A 24940-nucleotide genomic window follows, 5' to 3' on the forward strand; every position below is an offset into this window, starting at 1 on the left:
GAAATCATCGATGAATCGGCCCGGTGCCCTGGGACAGAGGCAGACCGGTGGCCTGGTTGGTGTGGGCGATGATCTCCGCGGTGATGGAGACGGCGGTCTCCTCGGGAGTGCGGGCGCCCAGGTCTAGTCCGATCGGTGAGTGCAGCCGGGCCAGCTGGTCTTCGGACACGCCCGCCTCGTCGAGCAGGCGCAGGCGTTCGTCGTGGGTGCGGCGGGAGCCCATCGCGCCGACGTAGCCGACCGGGAGGTCGAGCGCCAGGCGCAGGAGCGGGATGTCGAACTTGGCGTCGTGGGTGAGGACGCAGACGGCTGTACGGGCGTCCACCGCCGTGCGTTCCAGGTAGCGGTGGGGCCAGTCGACCAGCACCTCGTCCGCGTGCGGGAAGCGGGCCTCGGTGGCGAAGACGGGACGGGCGTCGCACACGGTGACCCGGTAGCCCAGGAAGCTTCCTGCCCGGCTGAGGGCAGCGGCGAAGTCGACGGCGCCGAAGACCAGCATGCGGGGGCGGGACGCGTGGACGTGGACCAGGAGGGTGAGCGGTTCGGGGCAGCCGTCCCCGTTGCCGCCGACCGTGACGCGGGCGGTGCGGCCTGCCCGCAGCAGGGCCCGGGCTTCGTCCGCCACGAGCCGGTCCGTCGGCCCGTCGTCCAGGGTGCCGTAAGTCATGCTGCCATCGGCGAGGACGCTCAGGGTGGCGCCGAGGAGGTGGTCGGGGCCGTCGACGACCTGTGCCACGGCGGCGGGCCTGCCTTCCACGACCTCGCCCAGGGCCGCCGCGAGGTGTGGCCCGTCGGACCAGTCGACGCGCCGGACGAGGACGTCGAGTTCGCCGCCGCAGGTCAGCCCGACGGCGAAGGCGTCGTCGTCGGAGTACCCGAACCAGGCACGCTGCGGGGCGCCCCCGTCATGGAGCACCTGGCGGCACAGTTCGTAGACCGCTCCCTCGACACAGCCGCCCGAGATGCTGCCGACCGCGTTGCCGTCCGCGTCGACAGCGACCGAGGTACCCGTCGGCAGAGGTGCGCTGCCGCGGACGTCGACGACGGTGGCCAGGGCGAAGGGGCGTGCTTCGCGGCACCAGCGGTGCAGTGTGTCCGCGATGTTCAACATGGGCCTGTCTCCGTGGGGATGTGGAAGGGCCACCGCCGCGCCCGACGGGGGCGGGAAACGCGGCGGCGGCCCCGGAGAGGTCCGGCAGCCGGACGGGGGGACCGCCTGCCGGACGAGCCTGGAGCGCCGCGGGCGACTGGGCCGCTCTTCAGTGGCCCGGGGCACCCCGGTTCAGAGCAACGCCTCGGCGGTGATGGGCAGTTCGCGGATCCGGCGGCCGGTGGCGTTGAAGACCGCGTTGGCGATGGCGGACGCCACCCCGACCTGCACGATCTCCCCGACCCCCTTGACCCCGAGCGGGTCGGCCTGCATGTCCTCGCCTTCCAGGTAGATCGCCTTGAGGTCGGGGATGTCGGCGTTGACCGGGACCAGGTAGCCCGCGAGGTCGGCGTTGACGATCCGGCCGTCGCGGTGGTCGGTGACCGTGTGCTCCAGCAGCGCCTGCCCGATGCCGCCGACCATGCCGCCCAGCGCCTGACTGTCGGCGAGCTTGGGGCTGACGATGCGGCCAACGTCGTACACACCGAGCATCCGCCGCACCCGCACCAGACCCAGCGTCGCGTCGACCCCGACCTCGGTGAAGACCGCGCCGTAGGAGTAGTACGAGTGCCGCTCGGGATCCGGCGGCCCGGCGTACGAGCCGTTCGCTTGGAGGTGGGTGAGGTTGTTGCGGGCCAGCAGCCGCTGATAGGTCTCGCCCCGGGTCGGGTCGCCCTGCACATGCAGCCGCCCGCTGCGCACCACGATGTCCTCGACCCTAACGCCGTACAGCGGCGATTCCTCGTCCTCGACGGCCAGTTCGATCGCCTGCCCACGGACCTTGTTGCAGGCGTCGAGGGTGGCGGAGCCGACGCTCGCCATGGTCATCGAGCCGCCGTGCGGCGGGGTCCGCGGGTAGCGGGAGTCGCCCAGCCGGAAGGTCACCGTGCGCATGGTCAGCCCGAGCGCGTCGGCGGCGACCTGGGTCTGGGAGGTGTAGGTTCCCGGACCCATGTCGCTGGAGGCGGCCTCGACCACCGCCGTACCGTCCGCGTCCAGGCGGACCCGGGCCTGCGCCGGCATGCGCCCGGGGTCGTACACGGCCGCGGCCATGCCCAGACCGATCAGCCAGTCGCCGTCACGCGTCGAGCGGGGCTTCGGGTTGCGCCGGTGCCAGCCGAACTCCCGGGCGCCCACGGTGTAGCACTCGCGCAGCCGACGGGTGGACCAGGGCAGCCCGTTCGACTCGTCCTCGGCCGGCTCGTTGCGCAGCCGCAGCTCGATCGGGTCGATACGGAGCCGGTGCGCGAGTTCGTCCATGGCCGACTCGATGGCGAAGGACGCGTTCGCGAAGCCCGGGCCGCGCATCCAGATCGGGGTGTTCACATCCAGGGGCACCTTCCGGTACGCCTGGCTGACATTGGGCGTGCTGTAGAACATCTGGCCGGCGAGCATGATGGCCTCGTCGAACGTCTCGTACGACGAGGTCTCCGCGTCCATCTCGTGCACCACGGCCCTCAGGCGGCCGCGCCGGTCACTGCCAAGGCGCAGCCGGTACTCGTACGAGGGCCGGAAGCCGGTGCCGAAGTACTGCTGCTTGCGGCTGAGGACCACCTTGACCGGACGTTTCGTCTCACGGGCGGCCAGCGCGGCGACGACCACGTGCGGCCAGCAGCGCAGTCCGCTGCCGAAGCCGCCTCCGACGAACGGCGAGATGACCCGCACGGATTCCATCGGCAGATCGAACACCGTGGCGAGTTCGGTCTGGGTGCCCACCACCCACTGCGTCTTGTCCCACACGGTCAGCCTGTTGCCGTCCCAGCGGGCGATGGTGGCGTGCGGCTCCATCGGATTGTGGTGATTGCGCGCCATGCGGTACGTCAGATCCATCCGCACCGCCGCGTCGCGCAGCCCGGCCTCTGCGTCACCGCGCGCGTACCTGGTCGGCTCATCCGCCTCGGCATCGGCCATGTCGGTCGAGGGCCGCTGTGCGTCGTAGCGGACCTTCACCAGGCTCGCGCCGTGCTGCGCGGCCTCCAGCGTGGTGGCGATGACGACGGCGACCGGCTGGCCGTGGAAGAGCACCCGGTCGTCCTGGAAGACGCGCAGCCTGCGACCCGCCGGGTTGTTCGACCCGTTGGAGTTGTCGCGGTACGGCAGCCTCGGCGCGTTGCCGTGGTGGATCACCCGCAGCACGCCGGGGACGGCTTCGGCGTCACGGGTGTCGACGCCGGTGATACGGCCACGGCCGATGCTCGCATCGACGATCACGGCGTGCACCACCCCGTCGACGTCGAACTCGGCGGCGTACTGTGCCTCGCCCGTGACCTTCAGCCGCCCCTCCACCCGGGACAGCGGCGCACCCACGGCTGCCTGCGGCTGAGGGCTCACTTGGTACCTCCTACGATGCGCAGCTGACGTTCGACGGTCCGCTTGAGCAGTTCGACCTTGAAGCGGTTGCCCGACAGCGGGCGGGCCCCCTGCGCCGCCTGCTCGGCGGCGGCAGTCCACAGGGCGTCCGAGGGCCTTTCACCGACGAGGGCTCGCTCGACGGCGGGCAGCTTCCACGGCACGGTGCCCACTCCCCCGGCGGCGACCTTGGCCTCGCGGATCACCCCGCCGCGCACGTGCAGCGCGACGGCCGCCGAGGTCAGGGCGAACTCGTACGACTGCCGGTCACGCACCTTCAGGTAGCCGGACTTCAGCGGACGCGGCAGGGCGGGAATCTCCACCGCTGTGATCAACTCGCCCTGCCGGATGGTCTGTTCACGGTTGGGGGTGTTGCCGGGCCGCAGCAGGAAGTCGGCGAAGGGGATACGGCGCTCCCCGTCCGGGCCGAGCAGGTGCACGGACGCGTCCAGCGCCGCGAACGCCACGGCCACGTCGGAGGCGTGGGTGGCCACGCAGGAGTCGGAGGTGCCGAGGATGGCGTGCATGCGGTTGAAGCCGTGCAGCGCGGCACAACCCGAGCCCGGCTCGCGCTTGTTGCAGTCGGCGGTCACGTCACGGAAGTACGTGCACCGGGTGCGCTGCATGATGTTGCCGCCGATGGTCGCCATGTTCCGCAGCTGCGCCGACGCGCTCAGCTCCAGCGCCTCGGAGACGACCGGGAACAGGGAGCGCACCTTGGGGTGGGCGGCGGTCTGGGACATGCTCACCAGCGCACCGATGCGCAGCCCGCCACGCTCGGTGACCCTGACCTCGCGCAGTGGCAGGTCGCTGATGTCGACCAGCGCCTCGGGGCGCTCGACGGTCTCGCGCATCAAGTCGACGAGGGTGGTGCCCCCGGCGATGTAACGGCCGCCTCGGCGACCGGCGTCGAGGGCCTCACGGGTGGTGGCGGCCTTGGTGAAGGAGAAGGGATGCATGACGTCCGCGCCTCACTTCCGGCCCGCGGTCTGCTCGACCGCGCGCACGATCTTGACGTAGCAGCCGCAGCGGCAGATGTTGCCGCTCATCCACTCCCGGATCTCCTCCGGCGACCCGGTGTGGCCCTCCTGGATGCAGCCGACGCCGGACATGATCTGGCCGGGGGTGCAGTAGCCGCACTGGAACGCGTCCTCGTCGATGAACGCCTGCTGCAACGGGTGCAGTTCGTCACCGTCGGCCAGGCCTTCGATGGTGGTGACCTCGGCGCCCTCCAGGCGCACGGCCAGCGTCAGGCAGGAGTTCACCCGACGCCCGTCGACCAGCACCGTGCACGCCCCGCAAGCACCGGCGTTGCAGCCCTTCTTGGAACCGGTCAGGCCGAAGTGCTCGCGGAGCAGATCCAGCAGCGAGGTGCGGTTGTCGACCGTCACCGTGCGACGGGTGCCGTTGACCGTCAGGGAGACGCGGCTCTCAGGCGGGGCCTCGGCGGCGGCCACCTCGTCGTCGAAGAGCAGGGTGCCTCCGATCGCACCGCTCGCGACGACGACACCACCGACCGCGGTGGTGGTCGCGATGAAGGTGCGCCGCGTGGGCGCCGAGGAGGGCTCGTCGACTGCGGTGGGGGGAGGAACGGAGGACTCAGGGAGTTCAGTGGACATACGTACGCCTTCACATCACGGACGGATCAGCCGCGTACAGGGAAGTCCCGCAGTACGGGACGCGATCGAGCTGCTGACCTCACGAAACCGGCTCGGTCGCACGTGAGGAAGGTCGTGTCTATGGGGGGTATAAGCTCAACCCCCCTTCCTCGACCCGGTCACCTGCGCCCCCACGCAATTCGTGGCCGAGCAGGATCGGGCGCGCCGGTTCCTGCTGGACCCCGGCGCCACCGCGTGGCACTCGGTGGAGCATCAGTGGGGCTCGGGACACCTGGTCACGGACCGGGGCGGGGCCCGCTGGCACGCGCCCGTCGAGCTGCGCGTGGTGGACGGAGTGATCGAGGCCGATCACACGCCTCTCCCGGGAGTCCGCGTGGAGGTGCGGCGCTTCGTGCACGGGGGCCTGCTGCACGAGCGGTACTCGGTGGTCAACAGCGCGTCGACGCCCCTCACGATCACCGGTCTGGGGATCCAGACGCCCTTCGGCGACCTGTACGACGGTGCCGAGCGCTCCCTCGACCGGGCCGTGCAGAACTCGCTGTCCGACGCCCGCGGTCACCTGGTGCTGCTGGTCACCGACCAAGCCCGCAACCCGGAGGCGTTCGGCGGCCGGCCTGTGCTCCGGCTGGCGCCCGGGGAGGCGGCGACCGTGGCGTGGGAGCTGGGCTGGTACGCCTCGGTCGACGATTTCACCGCCGCGACCACGCCGCCGGCCGCCTTCTCCGCCTACGCCGCCCAAGTCGGGCAGCCGATCGTCGTCGAGGCGCCCTCGGTGAGCAGCCCGGATTCCGGGGTGACGGTGGAGCGCGCTGCGGAGGGCCACTATCGGGTCAGGGCTTCCCGGCACGGCACGTACCCGCTCGACCTCGGTGACGGTGCCCGTACCGAGGCGTTGTTCCACCTGCCGCTGGAGGAGGTCGTACGGCGCCGGGTCGCCTACATAACCCGGAACCAGCGGGCCCGGGAGCGGCCCGGCCTGCTGGCCCACGCCTTCGTGCCGGTGGACACCCGGACCGGTCTCACCCAGTCGACCAACGGCTGGTCGGACTGGACGGACGGCTCCGAGCGGATCGCCATGCCGTTGCTGCTTCAGGCCGCCGCCGCCCGCGGCGTGGCGGACCCGGAGCAGATCGACCCCTTGCTGGACGGCTGGTCCCGTTTCGCCCGCCACCATCTGCTGGACGAGACCGCCGCCCCGCGCCGCGGCTCCCAGAACTGGCACACCGGACCCCGGCTCTACGACGCTCCGTGGCCGGCCCGCTTCTTCCACGACCGACACCGCGTCCAGGCCGGGAGGAGGACCTCGATCTCGCCGCCCGCATCATCGAACGCGGCTTCGAACTCGGCGGCGCCGGCCACCTGTCCATCGGTCTCTCGCCCACGACACTGGGCGTCTGCGCCCGCCTGGAGGCCGCCGGTCAGCCCGACCGTGCGGACCGCCACTGGGACGGCTACTGGTTCGGCGCCAACCGCCTGTGGGGAGACGTCTTCCCGCACTACTGGAGCGCCCTGACCGCCACCACCCTCCTGCGCATCCCGGCCGCCCTGCGCACGGAACGCACCGACCGGCTCGCGAGGCGATCCTGCGCGCCAACATGGCCAATTACCACGAGGACGGCTCCGCCACCTGCGCCTTCGTCATGCCCTCAACCGTCGACGGCCGCCGCGCGCAGGCGGCCGACCCCCTCGCCAACGACCAGGACTGGCACCTGGTGCTGTGGATGCAGGCACAGGAGCAGTCCGAACAGGCAACCGCATCGGCGATGTGCCTCGACGAGAGGTGAGACCCGTGGCTCGGCGGATCAGAGGGTGAGGAGCACCTTGGTGGCGCGGCGCTCGTCCATCGCCTTGTAACCCTCCGCGGCCTGGTCCAGGGGCAGGGTGAGGTCGAAGACCTTGCCGGGGTCGATCCTGCGGTCCCAGATGAGCTGGATCAGGTCGGGCAGGAAGCGGCGTACCGGAGCGGGGCCGCCCTCGGTGTGGATACCGGCCAAGAACAGCTCCATGCCGGGGATGGCGACGTCGTAATTGACGCCGACGAAGCCCATGTGCCCGCCCGGCCGGGTGGCGCCGATCGCCTGCATCGTGGACTCCTGGGTCCCGACGGCCTCGACCACCGAGTGCGCGCCGAGCCCGCCCGTAATTTCCTTGATCTTCGCCACGCCGTCGTCACCACGCTCCTCGACGATGTCGGTCGCACCGTAGAACCGGGCCAGCTCCTGCCGCTCGGGGTGCCGGGACATGGCGATGATCCGCTCCGCGCCCAGCTGCTTGGCGGCCAGGACGGCCATCAGGCCGACCGCGCCGTCACCGACGACCGCGACGGTCTTGCCTGGGCCCGCACCGGCAGCGACGGCGCCGTACCAGCCGGTGCCGAGCACGTCGGAGGCGGCCAGCAGTGAGGGGATCAGCTCCGGGTCGGGGTGTCCCGGCGTAGCGACCAGGGTGCCGTCCGCGTGGGGGATGCGGGCCTTCTCGGCCTGGGTGCCGACCGTCTGTGCCACGAACTCCCGGTGCACGCAGCCGGACTGATAGCCGGAGCGGCAGATCTCGCAGGTGTTGTCGGAGATGACGAACGACCCGACGACGAAGTCGCCGACCTTGACGTTCTTCACGTCCGAGCCGACTTCCTCGACCACCCCCACGTACTCGTGCCCCATGGCCGTGTGATCGACGGGCTCGATCCCGCGGTAGGGCCACAGGTCCGACCCGCAGATACAGGTTGCGGTCAACCGGACGACCGCGTCGGTGGACTCGATGATCTTCGGATCGTCGCGCTTCTCCACCCGGACGTCCCCGGCCTTGTACATCACACGCCACGCATGCGTGGACCTCCTTGTTCCTCGTTGGTTGCTTGTTGGCGGTTCTTTGTCGGCGGTTCTTTGTCGGCGCCTACGGCGCTGACCGGCGGCGCCGGGTGAGTGCGATGGCGGTCGTCGGGATCAGGGTCAACGCGGCGATCACGGTGCCGACCGCGGCGGGCCCCATGGCTCCGAGGGTGGAGTCGAGGGCGAGGCCGGCGATCCAGGAGCCGACCGCGGTGCCGAGGTTGAACGCCGAGACCGTGAGCGCGGACCCCAGCGTGGGCGCCGTGCCCGCGAAACGGACGGCCAGGGCGATCAGCACCGGGTTGGCGCCGAGCCCGAACAGCCCCAGCAGGGCCACCAGCGCGGCTGTGGGCACGGCGTAGGCGGACAGCAGGCAGATCGCCAGGAGCATGACCGTGGTGGCCGCGGCCGCCATGATGGTCGTCGCATACGGGCGGACGTCGCCGAGACGCCCTCCGACGAGGAAGCCCACCAGGGCACCGGCGCCGAACCCGACGAGCACCAGCGGCACGAGCCCGGCGGCGAGACCGGCCCGGTCGGTCAGCAACGGCGCGATGAAGGTGTACGTCGACAGTACGCCGCCGGTCGTGGTCGCGCAGGCCGCGAGCGCCAGCCACAGGCGACCGGAGCGCAGCGCGGACAGCTCGGACCGGACCGACACACCCCGATGGCCATCACCGTCGTGCCGGACGTGGCGGGCGATCAGCCCCACGGCGGCAGCTCCCAGCGCCGCGAGCGCCCAGAACGGCCCCCGCCACCCCATGAGCTGCCCGGCGAAGGCGCCGAGCGGCACGCCCACGACATTGGCGAGCATGGCCCCGGAGCCCACGACGCCCAGGGCACGGGAGCTCGCGGCGGGACCGGCGACGCGGGTGGCGACCACGTTGGCCACGGCCCAGAACGCCCCGGTCGCCAGCGCGGTCAGAAACCGCGCCGCGAGCAGCAGCGGGAAGCTGGACCCCAGCGCGACGATCACATGTCCGACCGCGAAGACACCCAGAGCGAGCACCAACGTCGACCGCGCGGGCAGCCGCAGCGTCAGCATCGCCATCAGCGGCGCTCCGACGATCATCCCGACCGCGAACACGGTGATCAACAGGCCTGCCTGCGCCACGCTCACCCGCAGATCACCGGCGATCTCCGGCAGCAGGCCCGCCACCACGAACTCGGTCGTGCCCATCAGGAACGTGCCCAGCGCCAACACGTAGATGACGACAGGCAGCCGGGCAGGCGGACGCGCGAGCTCTTCGACACGCACGCTGTTGGGGGCCTGGAGGATTCCTCCTCGCATGCTGAGTGCACCATCTCCCTGGGAGTCGTGACGGCGGCTGTGCATCCCAGGCAACCGTCTTCACCTCGGGCGAAGAAGGTCGTGTTTATGGGGGGTACAAGCTCAACCTCCCTTTCCGGCGGCCCGTGCCTACCGTGGAGGGCATGGACCAGCGACCCGACAACCGCTCCGAGATCCGGGACTTCCTCGCCACCCGGCGCGCCAAGATCACCCCGGAGCAGGCCGGGCTGCCCACCAGCGGCCGACGCCGGGTCCCGGGGCTGCGGCGCGAGGAGGTCGCCGTTCTCGCCGGCGTGAGCACCGAGTGGTACACGCGGCTGGAGAAGGGTCACATCAGCGGCGTGTCCGAGGACGTCCTCGACGCCGTCGCCCGCGCGCTGCAACTGGACGAGGACGAACGCACCTACCTCTTCGACCTGGCCATGGCCGCACAGCCGTCCAGCCGCACGCCTCGCCGCCGCAAGGCCGTCGACATCCCGCCCCGCGTCCAGTGGCTGCTCGACTCCATCACGCTGTCCGCGGCGTTCGTCACCAACGGCCGCCTGGACATCGTGGCCACCAATGCCCTCGCCCGCGCCCTTTTCTCACCGCTGTTCGACAGCGAGACCACGGACGAACGCGGCCGTCCGAACTTCGCCCGTTACTGGTTCCTCGACCCTGGCTCACACCACTTCATCGCCGACTGGGACGGCGCCACGAACGCCACCGCCGCCCTGCTGCGCGCCGAAGCCGGGCGCTACCCGCAGGACAAGGCGCTGCGCGAGCTGATCGGTGAGCTGTCCACGGTGAGCGCCGAGTTCCGCACCCGTTGGGCCGCCCACAATGTGCGCATCCACCACGGCGGCGTCAAACGCTTCCACCACCCTGACGCCGGGCCTCTGGAACTCACCTACCAGCCGCTGGACATGCCCCTCTCCACCCACGAGGCGCACGCCCTGACCATCTACACCGCCGAGCCCGGCACCCCCGACGAAGACCGCCTCAAACTCCTCGCCAGCTGGGCAGCCACCCCGGCCGCACCCCAGACCCCACCCACAAGACGCGCCGACACCGGCGGCCCGTCCCGGTGAGGCCGGTGGCGCAGGCTGTCGGTCACCTGCAGAGCGGCAGACGAGTCGGGCTGTACGCCGGGTTCTGTACTCCAGGGCCTCGCGGCCCGTGGAGTGACGGCCATCCATCTAGGACCGACGTTGCCGTCGGCCTCGTGCGGTCTACCCGCGGACTCGGGCGGGCAGCCCTCGAACGTCCGCGCAGAGACGCCCCTTCCTTCAAAGAGGCGGCTCCTCTTGACCTTGCTCCGGGTGGGGTTTACCTAGCTGCCCAGGTCACCCTGGGCACTGGTGGTCTCTTACACCACCGTTTCACCCTTACCGAGGGCCAAGACCCCCGGCGGTTTGCTTTCTGTGGCACTGTCCCGCGGGTCACCCCGGGTGGCCGTTAGCCACCACCCTGCCCTGTGGAGCCCGGACGTTCCTCGGGGAGATCCACAAGAACCTCCACGCGGCCGTCCGCCCGGCTCGTCTGCCGTGTCGACCATGGTACCGGGCGCTCAGAGGAATTCCGCCGTGTCCAGTTCGAAGGCGAACGGTTCCGGGAGGGTGAGCGGTTTGCCGAGGGGGCGGGTGAAGTGCTCGCGATAGTCGTCCTTCTCCGGGTCGCTGAACAGCGTGATCGAGGACTCCTCGCGGTCGACGAGCAGGTAGAGGGGGATGCCGCCACGGGCGTAGCACCGACGCTTGGCCTCACGGTCGGCCTTGGGCTTGGTGGACGTCACTTCCAGGACCATGGCGACGCCGTCGCAGGGCATCCAGGAGTCGGCGCCACGGAAGAGGCGGAGTTCTCGGGGGGCGAAGGTGCCATCAGGAATCACACGGTCCTTGGGGGATCCATCCCCGCTCAGAATCAGACCCTTGGTCCCAGCGACCTGCATCCTCGTCCGGGATTGAAAGAGCACCTGCTCCACGATCAGCCCGATGTAATCCTCGTGATCCCCGTCCGGCGGCGGCGTCACAACGATCTCCCCCTCGATCAGCTCGGCCCGGAAACCCTCCGGGGTGTCCAGGGCGAGAAAGCCCTCCAGCAGGACCTCTTCCTGCGTGAGCGGCTCATGGGCCATGGCAGTCATGTCACGCCCCTCCTTCTGTCGCCCGCCAGACTGGGACATCGGCTGATCACCTGGCCGTGAGATCGGGAACCGTTCCCTCGATCGTGGCACACGAGCACCCGCGCCGTCAGCGCACGGCTCGCTTGACCCTGTCGCAACGTCAACGTCTCTACTGGACGCATGCGGATCGGAGAACTCGCCGCCGCCGTCGGCGTCACCACGCGGACCGTGCGGCATTACCACCACCTGGGGCTGCTGCCCGAGCCGGAGCGGCTGTCGAACGGTTACCGGGACTACACCCTGCGGCACGCCGTCGTGCTGGCGCGGATTCGGCGGCTGACGGAGTTGGGGCTGGGGCTGGCCGAGGTGCGGGACGTGCTCGCGGACGACGCGGGGCGGGACCTGGCCGAGGTGCTGGAGGAGCTGGACGCGGATCTGGCGCGGCAGGAGGCGGCGATCCGGGAGCGCCGGGCGCAGCTGCGGGCGCTGCTGGACACGGCGGAGCTGCCCGCCGAAGGGCCGGTCTCGCCGGAGCTGGCCGAGCTGTTCGCGGGGCTTGCGCCCGCCTCCGACTCCCCCATGGCCGCCAAGGACCGCGAGATCTTCGCGCTGCTGGAGACCGCGGCGAGCCCGGAGGAGCGGGAGCGGCTGCTGGCCGCCGTCGGCGGAGCCCTCAGCGGTCCCGACGCCGTCGCGCGGGCGCATGAGGCGTACGCCCTGCTCGACGCGCTCGCCGACGCGGAAACGGACGATCCGCGCGTGGAGGAGGCGGCACGCGCCCTCGCCGCTGTGCTGCCCCGCGAGATGCTCCCGGCGGAGCCTGTCGATCAGGGCCACGGCTTCCTGCGCGCGTTGTACGCGGACATGGCCCCGGCCCAGGCGGAGGCGATCCGCCGGGCGCTGCGGCTCGCCGGGGAGGGCGAGTGATGAGGGTGGCGTACCGGCTGGTCCGGCACGAGCTGCGGCTGTTCGCGAGTCTGGTGCTGTGGGTGGCCCGACGGACCCACGGCACACGGCATGGCGAAGCTTTCGGGTATGCGCGCGGGCAGAGCGCGATCATGTTCGGGTTCATGTTCGTGTGCGTGGTCGAGACGGTCGTGATGTCCGTGCTGCTGTACCGGTGGCCGACCGTGCACCATGTGGTGCTGTTCATCGACGTCTACAGCGGCGTGTTCTTCATCCTCGGGATGCACGCCGCGTCCGTGGTACGGCCGCACGTGCTGGAGCCGGGGGTGCTGCGGATCCGCTACGCCGCCCATGTCGACGTGCGCATACCGCTGGGGCGGATCGCGTCCGTACGGCGGGAGCTGCGCACGACCCACGACAAGGCCGACGGCGAACTCAATGTCGCGGTCGGCGGGCAGACGACGGTCACGCTGGAGCTCGCCGAGCCCGTCACCCACGTCACCTTCTTCGGCCGGCGGCGGGAGGTGAGCCTGGTGCGCGTGTACGCGGAGCAGGCCGACGCCCTCGTACAGGCGGTCAAGCAGGCGCGAAGCGCACTTTCGCCGCTCCCGGATCTGCCTGCGTGAGGCGGACGCGGAGGCGTTCGCCGAGCGGGAGGGCGTGGTCGGCCTCGATGCGGCCGACCACGGCCGGGGACTCCAGGTGGACGGTGCCGATGGTGGGGCGGCGTTCCATCACGTCCACCACACAGCCCTCGAAGACCTCCCCGATCCGGTCCTTCAGCAGCGCGGCCTCCACAATGTCCACGCACTCCCGCTCCACCGTCCCCGCCCGCCGCGCGCCCTCCGCCATCTCTTCGGGCAGCGCGTCGAGCGCGGCGAGCACCCACTCCGGGGGCTGCTGTCCGGCTGCGGCGGCGAGGCACAGTTCGGAGGTGTAGCGGTCGGTGAGGCGGCGCAGGGGGGCCGTGCAGTGGGTGTAGGGGGCGGCTACGGCGGAGTGGGTGGTGATCGGCGGGAGGGCGCCGTCGCGGAAGATCGTGTAACCCGCGCCGCGCAGCAGGGTCGTGCACTCCTGGAGGAAGGCCGCGTGCCGGGGGCTGTGCGGGTCGAGGGAGCGGACCAGGTCGGCGTACGAGACGTGGTGCGGCCAGTCGATGCGCAGGGCGGTCGCGGTACGGCGCAGGCGGCCGACGGCGCCGTCGGGCGCGGCGGGCAGGGTGCGCAGTACGCCGGTGCCGGCGGCCAGCATCAGATCGGCGGCCGCCATGCCGGTGAGCAGGGAGATCTGGGCGTTCCAGCCGTCGGCGGGGAGCGGGGCGCGGTAGTGGAGTGCGTAGGTGTCGTCCCGCTCGACGATCTCCTGCTCGGGCACGTTGAGCGAGATGCCGCCGCGCTCGACCTCCAGCCGCTCCCGCAGCAGCCCGACCGTTCTGAGCAGCGCGAGCGGCTCCTCGGCGGTCCCGGCGTCGATCTCCTTCTGTACGCCGGCGTAGTCGAGCTTGGCGCGGCTGCGGACGAGGGCGCGGCCGACGTCGACGGCGAGGGTACGGCCGTCCGCGTCGAGGTCGATGGTCCACAGGACGGCCGGGCGGGGCCCGCCGGGCAGCAGGCTGGCCGCGCTCTCGCCGAGCAGCGCCGGGTGCAGGGGGACCTTCCCGTCCGGGAAGTACAGCGTCAGCACACGGCGGTGGGTCTCCGCGTCCAGCGGGCCGCCGGGTACGACGAAGGCGGCGACGTCCGCGATGGCGTACCGGACACGGTAGCCGGTGCCCTGCCGGGACAGGTGGAGGGCCTGGTCGAGGTCGGTCGAGGTGGGCGGGTCGATGGTGAAGAAGGGGATGTCCGTGGCGTCGTAGGACGGCAGGGCGGGGGACCCGGCGGCCCGTTCGGCCTCGGCGAGGGCCTCGGGCGGGAACCCGTCGGACACACCGAGTTCGGCACGCAGCGCGGTGAGGGCGGCCCGCAGGGGGGCTTCGGGGGCGCCGGTCACACGGATCGGGCGGCGGGGCATGACAAGAGCCTAGGCAGAACGGGCCGCGCGGCAACACGCCGTACGCTGTCGCGAGGTCTACCGAAGGAGAATCCGTGCTGGTCCTGCTGCCGCCCTCGGAGGGGAAGGCGTCCTCCGGCCGGGGCGCACCGCTGAAGCTGGAGTCGCTCGCGCTGCCGGAGCTGAACGGCGCCCGGGAAGCCGTCCTCGGCGAACTGGTCGACCTGTGCACCGGCGACGAGGACAAGGCACGCGAGGTGCTGGGGCTGAGCGAGGGACTGCGCGGCGAGGTCGCCAAGAACAGCGGACTGCACACCGCCGGGGCACGGCCCGCCGGGGAGATCTACACGGGTGTGCTGTACGACGCCCTGGGCCTGGCCTCGCTGGACGCGGCCGCCAAGCGGCGCGCCGCGCGCTCCTTGCTGGTGTTCTCGGGGTTGTGGGGTGCGGTCCGGGTGACGGACCGGATCCCGTCGTACCGCTGTTCGATGGGGGTGCGGCTGCCCGGGCTGGGTGCGCTGGGCGCGCACTGGCGTACGGCGATGGCCTCCGCGTTGCCCGAGGCGGCCGGGGGCGGGCTGGTGCTGGACCTGCGGTCGTCGGCGTACGCGGCGGCGTGGAAGCCGAAGGGCGAGGTCGCGGCGCGGACGGCGACGGTACGGGTGCTGCACGCGCCGACGCGGAAGGTGGTCAGCCACTTCAACAAGGCGACGAAGGGGCGGATCGTGCGCAGCCTGCTCACGGCGGGTGCGGCGCCGAAGGGGCCCGCGGAGCTGGTGGAGGTGCTGCGGGAGCTCGGGTACGTGGTGGAGGCCGAGGCGCCTGCGGGGGCGGGGCGGGCCTGGTCGTTGGATGTGCTGGTGGACGAGGTTCACTGACGTCGTTGCACTATGCGCAATGCCCTTTGCACATAGTGCATGACCCGGGCACGATGAGGCGCATGACCGACTCCGTGCTTGATCTCGCTCCCGTCGTCCCCGTGGTCGTCCTCCCGGATGCCGCCGACGCCGTACCGCTCGCGCGGGCGCTGGTCGCCGGGGGGCTGCCCGCGATCGAGGTGACGTTGCGGACGCCGGGCGCGCTCGACGCGATCCGGGCGATCAGCGGGGCGGTGCCGGACGCGGTGGTCGGGGCCGGGACGGTGATCACGCCGGGGCAGGTCGAGGACGCGGTGTCGGCGGAGGCGCGTTTTCTGGTGAGCCCGGGCTGGACGGACGTACTGCTGGAGGCGATGCGGCGGTCCGGGGTGCCGTATCTGCCGGGGGTGTCGACGACGTCCGAGGTGGTGGCGTTGCTGGAGCGCGGGGTGCGGGAGATGAAGTTCTTCCCGGCGGCCGCCGCGGGGGGTACGGCGTATCTGAAGTCGCTCGCCGGGCCGTTGCCGCAGGCGCGGTTCTGTCCGACGGGTGGGATCGGGCTCGCGTCGGCGCCGGAGTATCTGGCGTTGCCCAACGTGGGATGTGTGGGCGGCAGTTGGATGCTTCCGGCGGACGCGGTGGCGGCGCGGGACTGGGGGCGGATCGAGCAGCTGGCCCGGGAGGCGGCCTCGCTCGGCGCAGGTGATCTCAGCGCAGGTGAGAGGTGTCGTTGAGGAGGCGGACGCTGGCGTTGCCGTCGGCGTAGTACGCCACGACCGACAGGGAGGCCGCCGCGAGTTCCATGCGGAACAGGGACTCGGGCGGGGCGCCGAGGGCGAGGCGCACCAGGGTCTTGATCGGGGTGACGTGCGTGACGAGCAGGACCGTGCGGCCGGCGTACGCCGCGATCAGCTTGTCGCGGGTGGCGGCGATCCGGGTGGCGGTCGCCGCGAAGCTCTCGCCGCCGCCGGTGGGTTCGGCGTCCGGCGAGGCGAGCCAGGCGCTGAGGTCGTCGGGGTAGCGCTGGTGCACCTCGGCGAAGGTGAGGCCTTCCCAGGCGCCGAAGTCCGTCTCGCGCAGTCCGTCGTCGATGCCGACCTCCAGCCCGAGGCGCGCGGCGACGATACCGGCGGTCTCGCGGGTCCGGGCGAGCGGTGACGCCACGACGGCCTGAATCGTCCCGCGCCTCGCCAGCGCCACGGCCACCCGTTCGGCCTGCTCCCGGCCGATGTCGGAGAGGGCGGGGTCGCTGCCGCCGCTGCCCGAGAAACGCTTCTCCGGGGTGAGGGGTGTTTCGCCGTGCCTCAGCAGCACGAAGGTGGCGGGCGCACCCAGGTCGGGGGCACCCCAGCCGACGCGGGGGGTGGCGACGTTGCGGGCGGCGTTCACATCGGCGTCGGGAGAGGCGGCGTTCACGTCGGCGGAGGACGAGGTGGCGTTCACGTCGACGCCCGAAGCGACAGGCGCGGAAGCAGGGGGCTCGGGAGCGGGCGACGTACCCGCCGGTGCGGAAGCAGGCTGCGACGGCGAACCCGCCGAGGACCGCCCCGCCGACGCCGCGCGGGCCTGCGCCGCGCCTGCCGGAGCGGAGACGGCCTCCTCCGAGGCGGGAGGCGAGCCCGCCGGGGAGGCCACGCGTTCCGAAGCGGAAGGCGAACCCGCCGGGGCGGACACAGGCTGCGAAGGCGAACCCGCCGATGACCGCCCCGCCAACGCCGCACGCGCCCTCGCCGCACCCGCCGCCGCATCTCCCGGCGGCCCCTCGGGCGACGTAACCACCGATGTCCCGGCCACCGGGGACGGCGTCCACGCCTCCCCCCGCGCCCCCGCGTCCATCGCCTCGTTGGCCAGGCGGTCCGCGTGGCGGTTCTGGTCGCGCGGGATCCACTCGTACGTCACCCGGCCCACCGGGAACACCCGCCCCGCCTCCATGGCCAGCGGCTTCATGTCGGGGTGCTTGATCTTCCAGCGGCCGGACATCTGTTCCACGACCAGCTTGGAATCCATCCGGACGCGCACGGACGCGGTGGGGTCGAGGGCCTGCGCCGCGCGCAGGCCGGCCAGGAGCCCCCGGTACTCGGCGACGTTGTTCGTGACGACGCCCAGGTACTCCGCCGTCTGAGCCAGCGTCTCCCCCGTCGCCGCGTCGATGACCACCGCACCGTAGCCCGCGGGCCCCGGGTTGCCCCGGGAACCGCCGTCCGCCTCGACGATGAACTCCCGCACCGCAGCGGCTCCTACAGACCCGACTCGGACGTGCGCACCAGGATGCGGCGGCAGTTCTCGCACCGCACCACCGTGTCCGGCGCCGCCGCGCGGATCTCGCTCAGCTCCGTGATGGCCAGCTCCTGGCGGCAGCCCTGGCAGGTCCGCTGGTAGAGCTTGGCCGCGCCGATGCCGCCCTGCTGCTCGCGCAGCTTGTCGTAGAGCTTCAGCAGATCCGCGGGGACCGAGCCCGCGATGACCTCACGCTCCTTGGTGACCGAGGCCGCCTCGCCGTCCAGCGACTCGAACGCGGCGTCCCGGCGCGCGGTCGCGTCGTCGATCTTCGCCTGCACGGAGCCGACCCGCTCGGTCAGCTCGGCGACCCGCTCCTGCGCGGACTCCCGGCGCTCCATGACCTCCAGCACGACGTCCTCCAGATCGCCCTGCCGCTTGGCGAGGGAGGCGATCTCGCGCTGGAGGTTCTCCAGGTCCTTCGGGGAGGTGATGGCGCCGGAGTCTAGGCGCTGCTGGTCGCGGGCGGCGCGCTGGCGCACCTGGTCGACGTCCTGCTCGGCCTTGGTCTGCTCGCGGGCGCAGTCGCTCTCCTCGGTCTGCGCGGCCACGAGCAGGTCGCGCAGCTGCGTGAGGTCCTTGGTCAGCGACTCGATCTCGGCGTGCTCGGGCAGCGACCTCCGCCGGTGTGCGAGCTGCTGGAGGCGGACATCGAGGTCCTGGACGTCGAGGAGTCGGATCTGGTCGGCGGGCGCGGCGTTCAGTTGGGGGCTCCAGGAGTATGTGTCGGGTTGGACGCCGCGTGGGCGGTCCAGGGGTCGGTGACCGTCTTCGAGACATGGACGCGCAGGTCCCAGCCGTGGCGGTCGGAGATCTCGTCGAGCTGGGCGGCGGCCAGCTCGCACCAGGGCCACTCGGTGGCCCAGTGCGCCGCGTCGAGCAGCGCGAGGGGGCTGTGGGCGACGGCCTCGGAGGCCGGGTGGTGGCGCAGGTCCGAGGTGAGGAACGCGTCGACCCCGGCGGCCCGTACGGCGTCGAAGAGGCTGTCGCCGGAGCCACCGCTCACCGCCACCGTGCGGACCGTTGCCTCCGGGTCGCCGGCCACGCGGATGCCCTGCGCGGTGGCGGGCAGCCGTTCGGCGGCGAGGGCGGCGAACTCGCGGACGGTCAGCGGGTGGTCCAGTTCGCAGATACGGCCGAGGCCGCGGCGTCCGTCCGGGTCGCTCGCGTCGGGCACCAGGGGTCGTACGACCCGCAGGTCCAGCGCACCGGCGAGCGCGTCGCTGACTCCTGGGTCGGCAGTGTCGGCGTTGGTGTGGGCGACGTGCAGCGCGATGTCGTTCTTGATGAGGGTGTGGACGACGCGGCCCTTGAAGTGGGTCGCCGCCACCGTCGTCGTACCGCGCAGGTAGAGCGGGTGGTGGGTGACCAGCAGGTCGGCGCCCAGTTTCACCGCCTCGTCGACGATGTCCTGCACCGGGTCGACCGCGAACAGTACCCGGGTGACGTCCTGGTCGGGGTCGCCCACGACCGTGCCGACCGCGTCCCAGGACTCGGCCCGCTCGGCGGGCCACAGGTTCTCCAGCGCGGCGATGACTTCAGACAGACGGGGCACGGGACAAAGGCTACCTGGCTGTTCTGTGCCGTTGAACCTGTGTCGCCGCCCCGTCACCTCCAGCACACCGGCCCCGGTTTCCTCAGAAGAACCGCCGGACCGCCACCCTTACGTGTGAAGCAGCCGTCGGCCGGTTCCCCGCCTGTGCGTACGAAAACTAGTTTCGTCGCTGGAGGTGACCGGACGATGACTGCCTGTGTTGTCGAGCCCACCGCGGGGAACGAGGACGCCCCCTCCCCGCCGCCGGGCTGCGTGATCACGGTGGACGGCGCGTACGCCGCACGCCTCGCCCGCAGCGGCGACTCCTGGTTCCCGGAGCGCTGGACGCTGGACGGCCCCGAGCCCTACGCCGTGCCGCTGCCCGGCAACCAGCCGGAGGAACCCGGCACCGAGGTCCAGCCGATGAGCGACGGCCGGGTGCTCATCCGCCGCCTCGCCGCCGGGCGCCACACCTTCTCGCTGCTCTACCCGACCGGCCCCGGCACCGGCGAACTGCCGCTCGGCGCGGTCGAGTGCCCCGACCCGGGCACCCGGCTGCGGCTGCTGCCGCCCGCGCCGGGCGGCGACGACGCCTACGCCCTCGCCGTCGGCCGGTACTCCAGCACCGTGTGGCGGGTCGCTGGCGGCGCCTTCGGTCCGGAGCACGTCGCCCAGATCCCGGGGCACTGCTCGGGCGGGGTGTGGCTGGACCGGGCAGGAGGGCTGCTTGCCCTGGACCGGGAGTCCGGCGGCCGGACCAAGACGGTCGTGGTGGACCTCGGGCGCGGCGGCGAGGTGTCGCCGCTACTGCAGATCGCCGCCGACAGCGACGACCGGCTGCTGCTCGCCGACCCCGACAGCGGGCTGCTCCTGATCCGCTCCGACGCGCCGCGCCCCGGCGATACCGGCCGGCTGGGCTGGGGGGTGCTGGGCAGCACGCTGCCGGTGCGGTTCCCGGAGTGTCTGCGGGCGGCCGGGGACTGCGCGGTGACGCCGTTCGCGATCCAGCCGGGGCAGGTGCTGACGCCGGAGAGCTGTGGCGTGGCGCTGCGCATCGACGGGCCGGTGGGCAGCTGGGTGGGCGTGTGGCGGCCGACAGAGCGACAGGTGCAGCATCTCCCGGCGCCGCAGGGGTGGTTGTCGGGTGCCGGGGTGTGGACGAGGGACGGCGTGCTGCGGCTGCCGTATGCCACGGAGGGGGTGCCGTGCGGGGTGGCGGAGTGGGCGGTGCCTGGGGAGGTGCCGTGCGCGAGCACGGGGAGTGCACCAGCGGGGGGCAGGGGGGACACGAGCCCGGGGGATCCGGTTCCGGACGGCGCGGCTTCGACGGCTGAAGCAGCCGCGGAGCCGTCGGAACCGGGTCCTCCGGAGCCTGCCGCACCGCGTCCGGTGCCGTTGCAGCAGGCGCCGTTGGCCGGTCGTATGGCAAGTAGGTAACGAAGTAGTGCCGGTTGGCGTGTGCGCCTGGATTCGGCCCGAGGTGTCCCGGTTAAACTCGCCCGGCTGTTGAGCAAAAGATCATGTTGACGGGGTGAATTTCTTCCGATGAGCGACGCCAGCACGTCCCAGCCGCTGCCCGACGCCCAGGACTCCACCGGCCACGGTCGGCACCGGGGTCCAGTCTCGACACACGACACCGAGTCGGCTCCTCGCGGCCGGCACCGCAAGCCGGTGGAGCAGCCGACCGAGTCGGCGGCCTGACGGTACGTCAGTCGACTGGGTGTGAGGCCCCGTTCACCGGCCGGTGAGCGGGGCCTCACCGCTTGACGGCTACTCGCGCCGGAGCCCCAGCACCTCCACCGCCGCGAACGTCTCCCCCGGCCCCCGCTCGGCGAAGTGCGCGGTGAGCAGCGCCTCCAGCTCGTCGTACGTGAACGTGTCCTGCTTGCTGTCGAACTTGGCCCGCACCCGCGGCCGTTCGAGGACCGCCACCATGCCGCCGTGCACGACGAACAACTGCCCGTTGATCCGTCCGGCGGCCGGTGCGGCCAAGTAGCCGACGAGCGGGGCGACATGCTCGGGGGCGAGCGGGTCGAGGCCGGTGGCCGGTACGTCGGTGAACACGTCCTCGGTCATCCGGGTCCGGGCGCGCGGGCAGATGGCGTTGGCCGTGACGCCGTACTTGGCGAGGGCGTGCGCGGTGGACGTGGTCAGGCCGACGATGCCGCCCTTGGCCGCCGCGTAGTTGGGCTGTCCGGCGGAACCCGCGAGGAACGCCTCCGAGGAGGTGTTCACGATCCGCCCATACACCGGCCGCCCCGCTGCCTTGCTCCGCTCCCGCCAGTGGGCGGCGGCGAAACGGGTGGTGTTGAAGTGGCCCTTGAGGTGGACCCGTATCACCGAGTCCCACTCGCCCTCCGTCATGGAGAAGACCATGCGGTCGCGCAGGATGCCGGCGTTGTTGACCAGGATGTCGAGCTTGCCGAAGTGGCTGATGGCCAACGCGACCAGCTCTTGCGCTTCTTGGAAGTCGCCCACGTCTCCGCTGTGAGCCACGGCCGTGCCGCCCGCCGCGTGGATCTCGGCGACCGTCTCCTCGGCAGGACCGGTCGAGGCCTCGCCCGTGCCGTCCCGGCCGGGCTGCCCGTAGTCGTTGACGACGACGGCCGCGCCGAGCCGGGCCAGCTCAAGCGCCTCGGCCCGGCCGAGACCGCGCCCGGCGCCGGTGACGATCGCGGACAGCCCCTCAAGTGGCAGTGACATACGACCCCCTCGCGCCTTCCTATTGGCTCAGATCTCGATACAGGTACGCAGCGAGGTGCCGGTGCGCATCTGGTCGAGGGCCTCGTTGATCTCGGCGAGCGGAACGCGGTGGGTGATCAGGCCCGCGAGGTCGATCCGGCCCGCGCGCCAGAGCGCGATCGTCCGCTCGTACGCACGCAGCACGTCGCCGCCGCCGTACATCGACGGCAGGATCCGCTTCTCGTCGAAGAACAGCTCGAACATGCTGAGCTGGAGGAAGTCGTCCATGGCGCCCGCGCCGACCACGACCAGGGTGCCGCCGCGCCGGGTGGTCTCGTAGGCCGTGCGGGCGGTGGCCGACTTGCCGACGACCTCGAAGACGTAGTCGAAGCCCTCGCCGCCGGTGATCTGCTGCTTGGCGTCGGCCAGTTCGTCCGGCGCTACGGCCCTGGTGGCGCCGAACCTCAGCGCGGCCTCCCGGCGTCCGGCGACCGGGTCGACGGCGACGATCTCGGCGGCGCCCTTCAGCCGCGCGCCCTGGATCGCGGAGATGCCGACGCCCCCGCAGCCGATGACGGCGACCGACGCACCAGCCTCCACATCCGCGGTGTTGAGCGCGGCGCCGAGCCCGGTGGTGACCCCGCAGCCGATGAGGGCGGCGATGTCGAAGGGCACGTCGTCCGGGATGGGCACCGCGCAGCCGGCGTCGACGACGACCTCCTCGGCGAAGGTGCCGGTGCCGGCGAAGCCGAAGAGGTCTCCGGCGGGGCGCCGGTAGTTGGGGGTGCCCGCGTTCATGAAACCGGCCAGGCACAGCTGGGTCTGGCCGCGCTTGCAGGCGGGGCAGGCGCCGCAGGCGGGCAGCCAGCAGACGACGACCCGGTCGCCCGGGCTCAGGCCGCTCACGCCCTCCCCGACCTCGATGATCTCGCCCGCGCCCTCGTGGCCCGGCACGAACGGTGCCGGTTGCGGCAGTACGCCGCCCATCGCGGACAGGTCCGAGTGGCACAGCCCGGTGGCGCGCACCCGGATCCTCACCTTGCCGGGGCCAAAGCCCGTCGCCTCGACGTCGTCGAGGATCTCCAGCTTCTCCTGGCCGATCTCGTGCAGTACGGCTGCGCGCATGGTGCGGCTCCCCTCAAGAGTGCTTTACGAGTGCTGGACGATGGTGTCGGCCAGGACCGGGGCGTCGTCCCGGTCGACCGCGCTCACGGCGACCCGCACCGCCGTCTCCTGCTCCTGCCGCCACATCCGGATGCGCAGGGTCTCGCCCGGATACACCACTCCCGCGAACCGCGTGGCATACGAGCGCACCCGGGTCACATCCCCGCCGAGCAGCGTGTCCACGACCGCCTTCAGCGTCATGCCGTAGGTGCACAGCCCGTGCAGGATGGGCCGCTCGAACCCGGCGACCTTGGCGAACTCCGGATCGGCGTGCAGCGGGTTCCAGTCCCCGGAGAGGCGGTAGAGCAGGGCCTGGTCCGCACGGACGGCCCGCTCCACGGTCCGGTCGGGCTGCCCGGCGGGCGGTTCGAGGCGCGTGGACGGCCCGCGCTCGCCGCCCCATCCGCCTTCTCCCCGTACGAAGATCTGCGCGTCGTTGGTCCACAACGGGCCCTCGGCGTCGGCGACCTCGGTACGCAGCACCAGGACAGCGGCCTTGCCCTTGTCGTACACGGCGGCGATGCGTGAGGTGGCGGTCGCGGTGCCCGTCGCCGGGATCGGCCGGTGCACCTGGAGTGCCTGGCCGCCGTGCAGGACGCGGGCGAGGTCGACCTCGACGCCCGGCATGGACAGTCCGCTGATCACGCCGGGCGAGCCCGCGCCGGCGACGGTGGCGAAGCTCGGCAGGACGTGCAGCCGGGACTCCAGGGTGTAGCGCAGCTCGTCGGGGTCGGTGGCCGGGAGGCCGGCGCCGATGCCGAGGTGGTAGAGCAGGACGTCCTTGGGGGTCCAGGCGATCTCTCCGGTCCGGGGTTCGGCGGCGAGCGCCTTGGCTGCGTCGATGGGCATGGGGCTCCTGAATGCTCGCGGGGCTGAGAACCTCGGTGCGACCGTCCGCACCGTCGGCCGCACCGAGGTCGTCACGAGGCCGTGAAACCCGCCCGTTCTAGAACGCGTTCCAGTACGGCGAACCTCTGTATAGCCGAGCTCATCGGACTTGGGAAGACTGCTGACGGTATGTCAGGTGAGCGTTGTTCACCTCCTGACGCGGCCGCGCCCGCACCCTGGGCCTACGCTGAGGACGTGAACGAGATGCCCCGTGACCACCGGCCCGCCAAGTCCATCAGGGTGCTGCTCGCCGAGGACGGGTCGATGAGCCGCGGGGGACTCGCCGTGCTCCTCGGCCTGGTGGACGACATCCAGGTCGTCGCCCAGGTACCGACCGGGGACGCCCTGGTGGACGCGGCCCTCGTGCACCGCCCCGACGTGGCCCTCCTCGACGTCGAACTCCCCGGCATCAGCGGCCCGGACGCCGCCGCACGCCTGCGCGAGCAGGTACCGGACTGCCGGGTGCTGATCCTCACCACCTTCGCCCGTCCCGGCCTGCTGCACCACGCCCTGGCGGCCGGAGCCGCGGGCCTCCTGATCAAGGACGGGCCCGTGGAGGAGCTGACCGCCGCGATCCGCCGAGTCCTGACGGGCGAGACGGTGATCGACCCGACGCTGACCGACGCTTCGGAGTGGGCAGGCCCGAGGCCGCCGGTCGCCTGAGCCTCCCGAGGTCACCGGCCGCCGGGACCTCATCGAGACCACAGGCCGCCGGAGCCACCACAAGATCTCCGGCCACCTGAGCCACCCAGACACCACAGCTGCCCGAGCCACCCCAAGATCCAACCGCGCGAGCCACCCCGCACCACGGGGGGGGGCCGCTCGAGCCACCTCCACACCACTGGCCGCGCGAGCCTCACCGACACCACGGGGTGCAGTCCGAGCCATCCGATACCACCGGCCGCCCGAGCCTCACCGACACCACCGGGGGGCAGCCCCGAGCCACCCGAGACCACCGGCCGCCCGAGCCTCACCGACACCACGTGGGCAGCCCCAAGCCACCCCGACACCACCGGCCGCCCGAGCCACCCCGGCGCCACCGGCCGCCCGAGCCTCACCGAGACCACCGGCCGCCTGAGCCTCCCGAGGCCAGCGACCGCTTGAGCTACCCAGAGGCCACCGGTCGCCTGAGCCACCCGAGGGCCATCCGTCGCCTGAGCCCTCCAGACCACCGGCCGCATGAGCCACCTCCAGACCACCGGCCGCATGAGCCACCTCCAGACCACCGGCCACCCAAGCCACCTCCAGACCACCGGCCACCCAAGCCACCTCCAGACCACCGGCCACCCAAGCCACCTC

General features: G+C 72.0%; 23 protein-coding genes, 1 other RNA gene and 1 pseudogene. 10 read left to right on the forward strand and 15 right to left on the reverse strand.

The window, feature by feature from the left end; translation table 11 throughout:
* Nucleotides 1-4 precede the first annotated feature (4 nt).
* The 4 genes from SSP24_RS34175 to SSP24_RS34190 form a co-directional block, all read right to left on the reverse strand.
* On the reverse strand, nucleotides 5-1111 hold the full coding sequence (locus SSP24_RS34175; protein ID WP_141313859.1) for an XdhC family protein: 1107 nt from the start codon (nucleotides 1109-1111) through the stop codon (nucleotides 5-7).
* Between the two features lie 171 nt (nucleotides 1112-1282).
* On the reverse strand, nucleotides 1283-3481 hold the full coding sequence (locus SSP24_RS34180; protein WP_141313860.1) for a xanthine dehydrogenase family protein molybdopterin-binding subunit: 2199 nt from the start codon (nucleotides 3479-3481) through the stop codon (nucleotides 1283-1285).
* Entirely contained in the window at nucleotides 3478-4458 is a 981-nt protein-coding gene (locus SSP24_RS34185) for an FAD binding domain-containing protein (protein WP_141313861.1), read from the reverse strand. Before SSP24_RS34185 ends, SSP24_RS34180 begins: the two co-directional genes overlap by 4 nt.
* Nucleotides 4459-4470: 12 nt before the next feature.
* Nucleotides 4471-5118 (reverse strand): (2Fe-2S)-binding protein, encoded by a 648-nt coding sequence (locus tag SSP24_RS34190; RefSeq protein ID WP_141313862.1) that lies wholly within the window; start codon nucleotides 5116-5118, stop codon nucleotides 4471-4473.
* Nucleotides 5119-5299: 181 nt separating this feature from the next.
* Here SSP24_RS34190 and SSP24_RS34195 point away from each other — a divergent pair, with 181 nt between their 5' ends.
* Nucleotides 5300-6631: a hypothetical protein gene (locus SSP24_RS34195; RefSeq protein ID WP_141313863.1), complete on the forward strand. Its 1332-nt coding sequence runs from the start codon at nucleotides 5300-5302 to the stop codon at nucleotides 6629-6631.
* An 82-nt stretch (nucleotides 6632-6713) separates the two neighbouring features.
* Nucleotides 6714-6902, forward strand: a complete 189-nt coding sequence (locus tag SSP24_RS34200; RefSeq protein ID WP_141313864.1) for a hypothetical protein — start codon at nucleotides 6714-6716, stop codon at nucleotides 6900-6902.
* A gap of 18 nt (nucleotides 6903-6920) precedes the next feature.
* On the opposite strand, the gene SSP24_RS34205 is transcribed toward SSP24_RS34200, so the two are convergent.
* Both SSP24_RS34205 and SSP24_RS34210 read right to left on the reverse strand, forming a co-directional pair.
* Nucleotides 6921-7928 carry a zinc-dependent alcohol dehydrogenase family protein gene (locus SSP24_RS34205; RefSeq protein WP_141313882.1) on the reverse strand — a complete coding sequence of 336 codons (1008 nt, stop codon included), beginning with the start codon at nucleotides 7926-7928 and terminating at the stop codon, nucleotides 6921-6923.
* Nucleotides 7929-8010: 82 nt separating this feature from the next.
* Nucleotides 8011-9237: an MFS transporter gene (locus SSP24_RS34210; protein ID WP_141313865.1), complete on the reverse strand. Its 1227-nt coding sequence runs from the start codon at nucleotides 9235-9237 to the stop codon at nucleotides 8011-8013.
* A 143-nt stretch (nucleotides 9238-9380) separates the two neighbouring features.
* Here SSP24_RS34210 and SSP24_RS34215 point away from each other — a divergent pair, with 143 nt between their 5' ends.
* Nucleotides 9381-10307: a helix-turn-helix transcriptional regulator gene (locus tag SSP24_RS34215; RefSeq protein ID WP_141313866.1), complete on the forward strand. Its 927-nt coding sequence runs from the start codon at nucleotides 9381-9383 to the stop codon at nucleotides 10305-10307.
* 37 nt (nucleotides 10308-10344) lie between these two features.
* Here SSP24_RS34215 and rnpB read toward each other — a convergent pair.
* Nucleotides 10345-10757, reverse strand: an RNA gene (rnpB, locus tag SSP24_RS34220) — RNase P RNA component class A.
* Between the two features lie 29 nt (nucleotides 10758-10786).
* A complete protein-coding gene (locus tag SSP24_RS34225) occupies nucleotides 10787-11362 on the reverse strand; it encodes a Uma2 family endonuclease (RefSeq protein WP_141313867.1) in 576 nt (191 codons plus the stop codon).
* 159 nt (nucleotides 11363-11521) lie between these two features.
* Here SSP24_RS34225 and SSP24_RS34230 point away from each other — a divergent pair, with 159 nt between their 5' ends.
* Nucleotides 11522-12268: a MerR family transcriptional regulator gene (locus SSP24_RS34230; RefSeq protein ID WP_141313868.1), complete on the forward strand. Its 747-nt coding sequence runs from the start codon at nucleotides 11522-11524 to the stop codon at nucleotides 12266-12268.
* Nucleotides 12268-12873, forward strand: a complete 606-nt coding sequence (locus SSP24_RS34235; protein WP_141313869.1) for a hypothetical protein — start codon at nucleotides 12268-12270, stop codon at nucleotides 12871-12873. Before SSP24_RS34230 ends, SSP24_RS34235 begins: the two co-directional genes overlap by 1 nt.
* On the opposite strand, the gene SSP24_RS34240 is transcribed toward SSP24_RS34235, so the two are convergent.
* Nucleotides 12824-14260, reverse strand: a complete 1437-nt coding sequence (locus SSP24_RS34240; protein ID WP_141313870.1) for an RNB domain-containing ribonuclease — start codon at nucleotides 14258-14260, stop codon at nucleotides 12824-12826. The genes SSP24_RS34235 and SSP24_RS34240 overlap by 50 nt on opposite strands.
* Nucleotides 14261-14334: 74 nt before the next feature.
* On the opposite strand from SSP24_RS34240, the gene yaaA reads away from it, so the two are divergent.
* On the forward strand, nucleotides 14335-15117 hold the full coding sequence (gene yaaA / locus SSP24_RS34245; RefSeq protein ID WP_141313871.1) for a peroxide stress protein YaaA: 783 nt from the start codon (nucleotides 14335-14337) through the stop codon (nucleotides 15115-15117).
* Nucleotides 15118-15179: 62 nt separating this feature from the next.
* Complete coding sequence (gene eda / locus SSP24_RS34250) at nucleotides 15180-15830, forward strand: bifunctional 4-hydroxy-2-oxoglutarate aldolase/2-dehydro-3-deoxy-phosphogluconate aldolase (RefSeq protein ID WP_141313872.1); 651 nt, start codon at nucleotides 15180-15182, stop codon at nucleotides 15828-15830.
* Here the strand turns inward: eda and SSP24_RS34255 are convergent.
* The 3 genes from SSP24_RS34255 to SSP24_RS34265 are packed head-to-tail and all read right to left on the reverse strand — an operon-like array spanning nucleotide 15805 to nucleotide 18928.
* Nucleotides 15805-17322 carry a bifunctional RNase H/acid phosphatase gene (locus tag SSP24_RS34255; protein WP_141313873.1) on the reverse strand — a complete coding sequence of 506 codons (1518 nt, stop codon included), beginning with the start codon at nucleotides 17320-17322 and terminating at the stop codon, nucleotides 15805-15807. The two genes, eda and SSP24_RS34255, sit on opposite strands and share 26 nt — an antisense overlap.
* 11 nt (nucleotides 17323-17333) lie before the next feature.
* Nucleotides 17334-18077, reverse strand: coding sequence for a zinc ribbon domain-containing protein (locus SSP24_RS34260; protein ID WP_141313883.1), 744 nt, complete (start codon nucleotides 18075-18077; stop codon nucleotides 17334-17336).
* The gene (locus SSP24_RS34265; protein WP_141313874.1) at nucleotides 18074-18928 is read right to left on the reverse strand and encodes a Nif3-like dinuclear metal center hexameric protein; all 855 of its coding nucleotides are present in this window, start codon (nucleotides 18926-18928) and stop codon (nucleotides 18074-18076) included. Before SSP24_RS34265 ends, SSP24_RS34260 begins: the two co-directional genes overlap by 4 nt.
* Before the next feature lie 186 nt (nucleotides 18929-19114).
* Here SSP24_RS34265 and SSP24_RS34270 point away from each other — a divergent pair, with 186 nt between their 5' ends.
* Both SSP24_RS34270 and SSP24_RS43150 read left to right on the forward strand, forming a co-directional pair.
* Nucleotides 19115-20344 carry a hypothetical protein gene (locus tag SSP24_RS34270; protein ID WP_141313875.1) on the forward strand — a complete coding sequence of 410 codons (1230 nt, stop codon included), beginning with the start codon at nucleotides 19115-19117 and terminating at the stop codon, nucleotides 20342-20344.
* A 108-nt stretch (nucleotides 20345-20452) separates the two neighbouring features.
* Nucleotides 20453-20608, forward strand: a complete 156-nt coding sequence (locus tag SSP24_RS43150; RefSeq protein WP_167529786.1) for a hypothetical protein — start codon at nucleotides 20453-20455, stop codon at nucleotides 20606-20608.
* Nucleotides 20609-20677: 69 nt separating this feature from the next.
* On the opposite strand, the gene SSP24_RS34275 is transcribed toward SSP24_RS43150, so the two are convergent.
* The 3 genes from SSP24_RS34275 to chsH3 are packed head-to-tail and all read right to left on the reverse strand — an operon-like array spanning nucleotide 20678 to nucleotide 23602.
* A complete protein-coding gene (locus SSP24_RS34275) occupies nucleotides 20678-21610 on the reverse strand; it encodes a 3-oxoacyl-ACP reductase (protein WP_141313876.1) in 933 nt (310 codons plus the stop codon).
* Nucleotides 21611-21637: 27 nt separating this feature from the next.
* The gene (locus SSP24_RS34280; protein ID WP_141313877.1) at nucleotides 21638-22714 is read right to left on the reverse strand and encodes a Zn-dependent alcohol dehydrogenase; all 1077 of its coding nucleotides are present in this window, start codon (nucleotides 22712-22714) and stop codon (nucleotides 21638-21640) included.
* Between the two features lie 24 nt (nucleotides 22715-22738).
* Nucleotides 22739-23602 (reverse strand): enoyl-CoA hydratase ChsH3, encoded by an 864-nt coding sequence (chsH3, locus tag SSP24_RS34285; RefSeq protein ID WP_141313878.1) that lies wholly within the window; start codon nucleotides 23600-23602, stop codon nucleotides 22739-22741.
* 243 nt (nucleotides 23603-23845) lie between these two features.
* Here chsH3 and SSP24_RS34290 point away from each other — a divergent pair.
* A pseudogene (locus SSP24_RS34290) lies at nucleotides 23846-24292 on the forward strand (response regulator); the annotation flags it as partial.
* Nucleotides 24293-24940 lie beyond the last annotated feature (648 nt).

Source organism: Streptomyces spinoverrucosus (assembly GCF_006539505.1).
Classification (GTDB): domain Bacteria; phylum Actinomycetota; class Actinomycetes; order Streptomycetales; family Streptomycetaceae; genus Streptomyces; species Streptomyces spinoverrucosus.

What these genes read in the sequence shown, in the direction of transcription:
- SSP24_RS34175 (WP_141313859.1), bottom strand. Translation starts at nt 1,111, where the DNA reads ATGTTGAACATCGCGGACACACTGCACCGCTGGTGCCGCGAAGCACGC.
- SSP24_RS34185 (WP_141313861.1), bottom strand. Translation starts at nt 4,458, where the DNA reads ATGCATCCCTTCTCCTTCACCAAGGCCGCCACCACCCGTGAGGCCCTC.
- SSP24_RS34190 (WP_141313862.1), bottom strand. Translation starts at nt 5,118, where the DNA reads ATGTCCACTGAACTCCCTGAGTCCTCCGTTCCTCCCCCCACCGCAGTC.
- SSP24_RS34200 (WP_141313864.1), top strand. Translation starts at nt 6,714, where the DNA reads ATGGCCAATTACCACGAGGACGGCTCCGCCACCTGCGCCTTCGTCATG.
- SSP24_RS34205 (WP_141313882.1), bottom strand. Translation starts at nt 7,928, where the DNA reads ATGTACAAGGCCGGGGACGTCCGGGTGGAGAAGCGCGACGATCCGAAG.
- SSP24_RS34210 (WP_141313865.1), bottom strand. Translation starts at nt 9,237, where the DNA reads ATGCGAGGAGGAATCCTCCAGGCCCCCAACAGCGTGCGTGTCGAAGAG.
- SSP24_RS34215 (WP_141313866.1), top strand. Translation starts at nt 9,381, where the DNA reads ATGGACCAGCGACCCGACAACCGCTCCGAGATCCGGGACTTCCTCGCC.
- SSP24_RS34225 (WP_141313867.1), bottom strand. Translation starts at nt 11,362, where the DNA reads ATGACTGCCATGGCCCATGAGCCGCTCACGCAGGAAGAGGTCCTGCTG.
- SSP24_RS34230 (WP_141313868.1), top strand. Translation starts at nt 11,522, where the DNA reads ATGCGGATCGGAGAACTCGCCGCCGCCGTCGGCGTCACCACGCGGACC.
- SSP24_RS34235 (WP_141313869.1), top strand. Translation starts at nt 12,268, where the DNA reads ATGAGGGTGGCGTACCGGCTGGTCCGGCACGAGCTGCGGCTGTTCGCG.
- SSP24_RS34240 (WP_141313870.1), bottom strand. Translation starts at nt 14,260, where the DNA reads ATGCCCCGCCGCCCGATCCGTGTGACCGGCGCCCCCGAAGCCCCCCTG.
- eda (WP_141313872.1), top strand. Translation starts at nt 15,180, where the DNA reads ATGACCGACTCCGTGCTTGATCTCGCTCCCGTCGTCCCCGTGGTCGTC.
- SSP24_RS34270 (WP_141313875.1), top strand. Translation starts at nt 19,115, where the DNA reads ATGACTGCCTGTGTTGTCGAGCCCACCGCGGGGAACGAGGACGCCCCC.
- SSP24_RS43150 (WP_167529786.1), top strand. Translation starts at nt 20,453, where the DNA reads ATGAGCGACGCCAGCACGTCCCAGCCGCTGCCCGACGCCCAGGACTCC.
- SSP24_RS34275 (WP_141313876.1), bottom strand. Translation starts at nt 21,610, where the DNA reads ATGTCACTGCCACTTGAGGGGCTGTCCGCGATCGTCACCGGCGCCGGG.
- SSP24_RS34280 (WP_141313877.1), bottom strand. Translation starts at nt 22,714, where the DNA reads ATGCGCGCAGCCGTACTGCACGAGATCGGCCAGGAGAAGCTGGAGATC.
- chsH3 (WP_141313878.1), bottom strand. Translation starts at nt 23,602, where the DNA reads ATGCCCATCGACGCAGCCAAGGCGCTCGCCGCCGAACCCCGGACCGGA.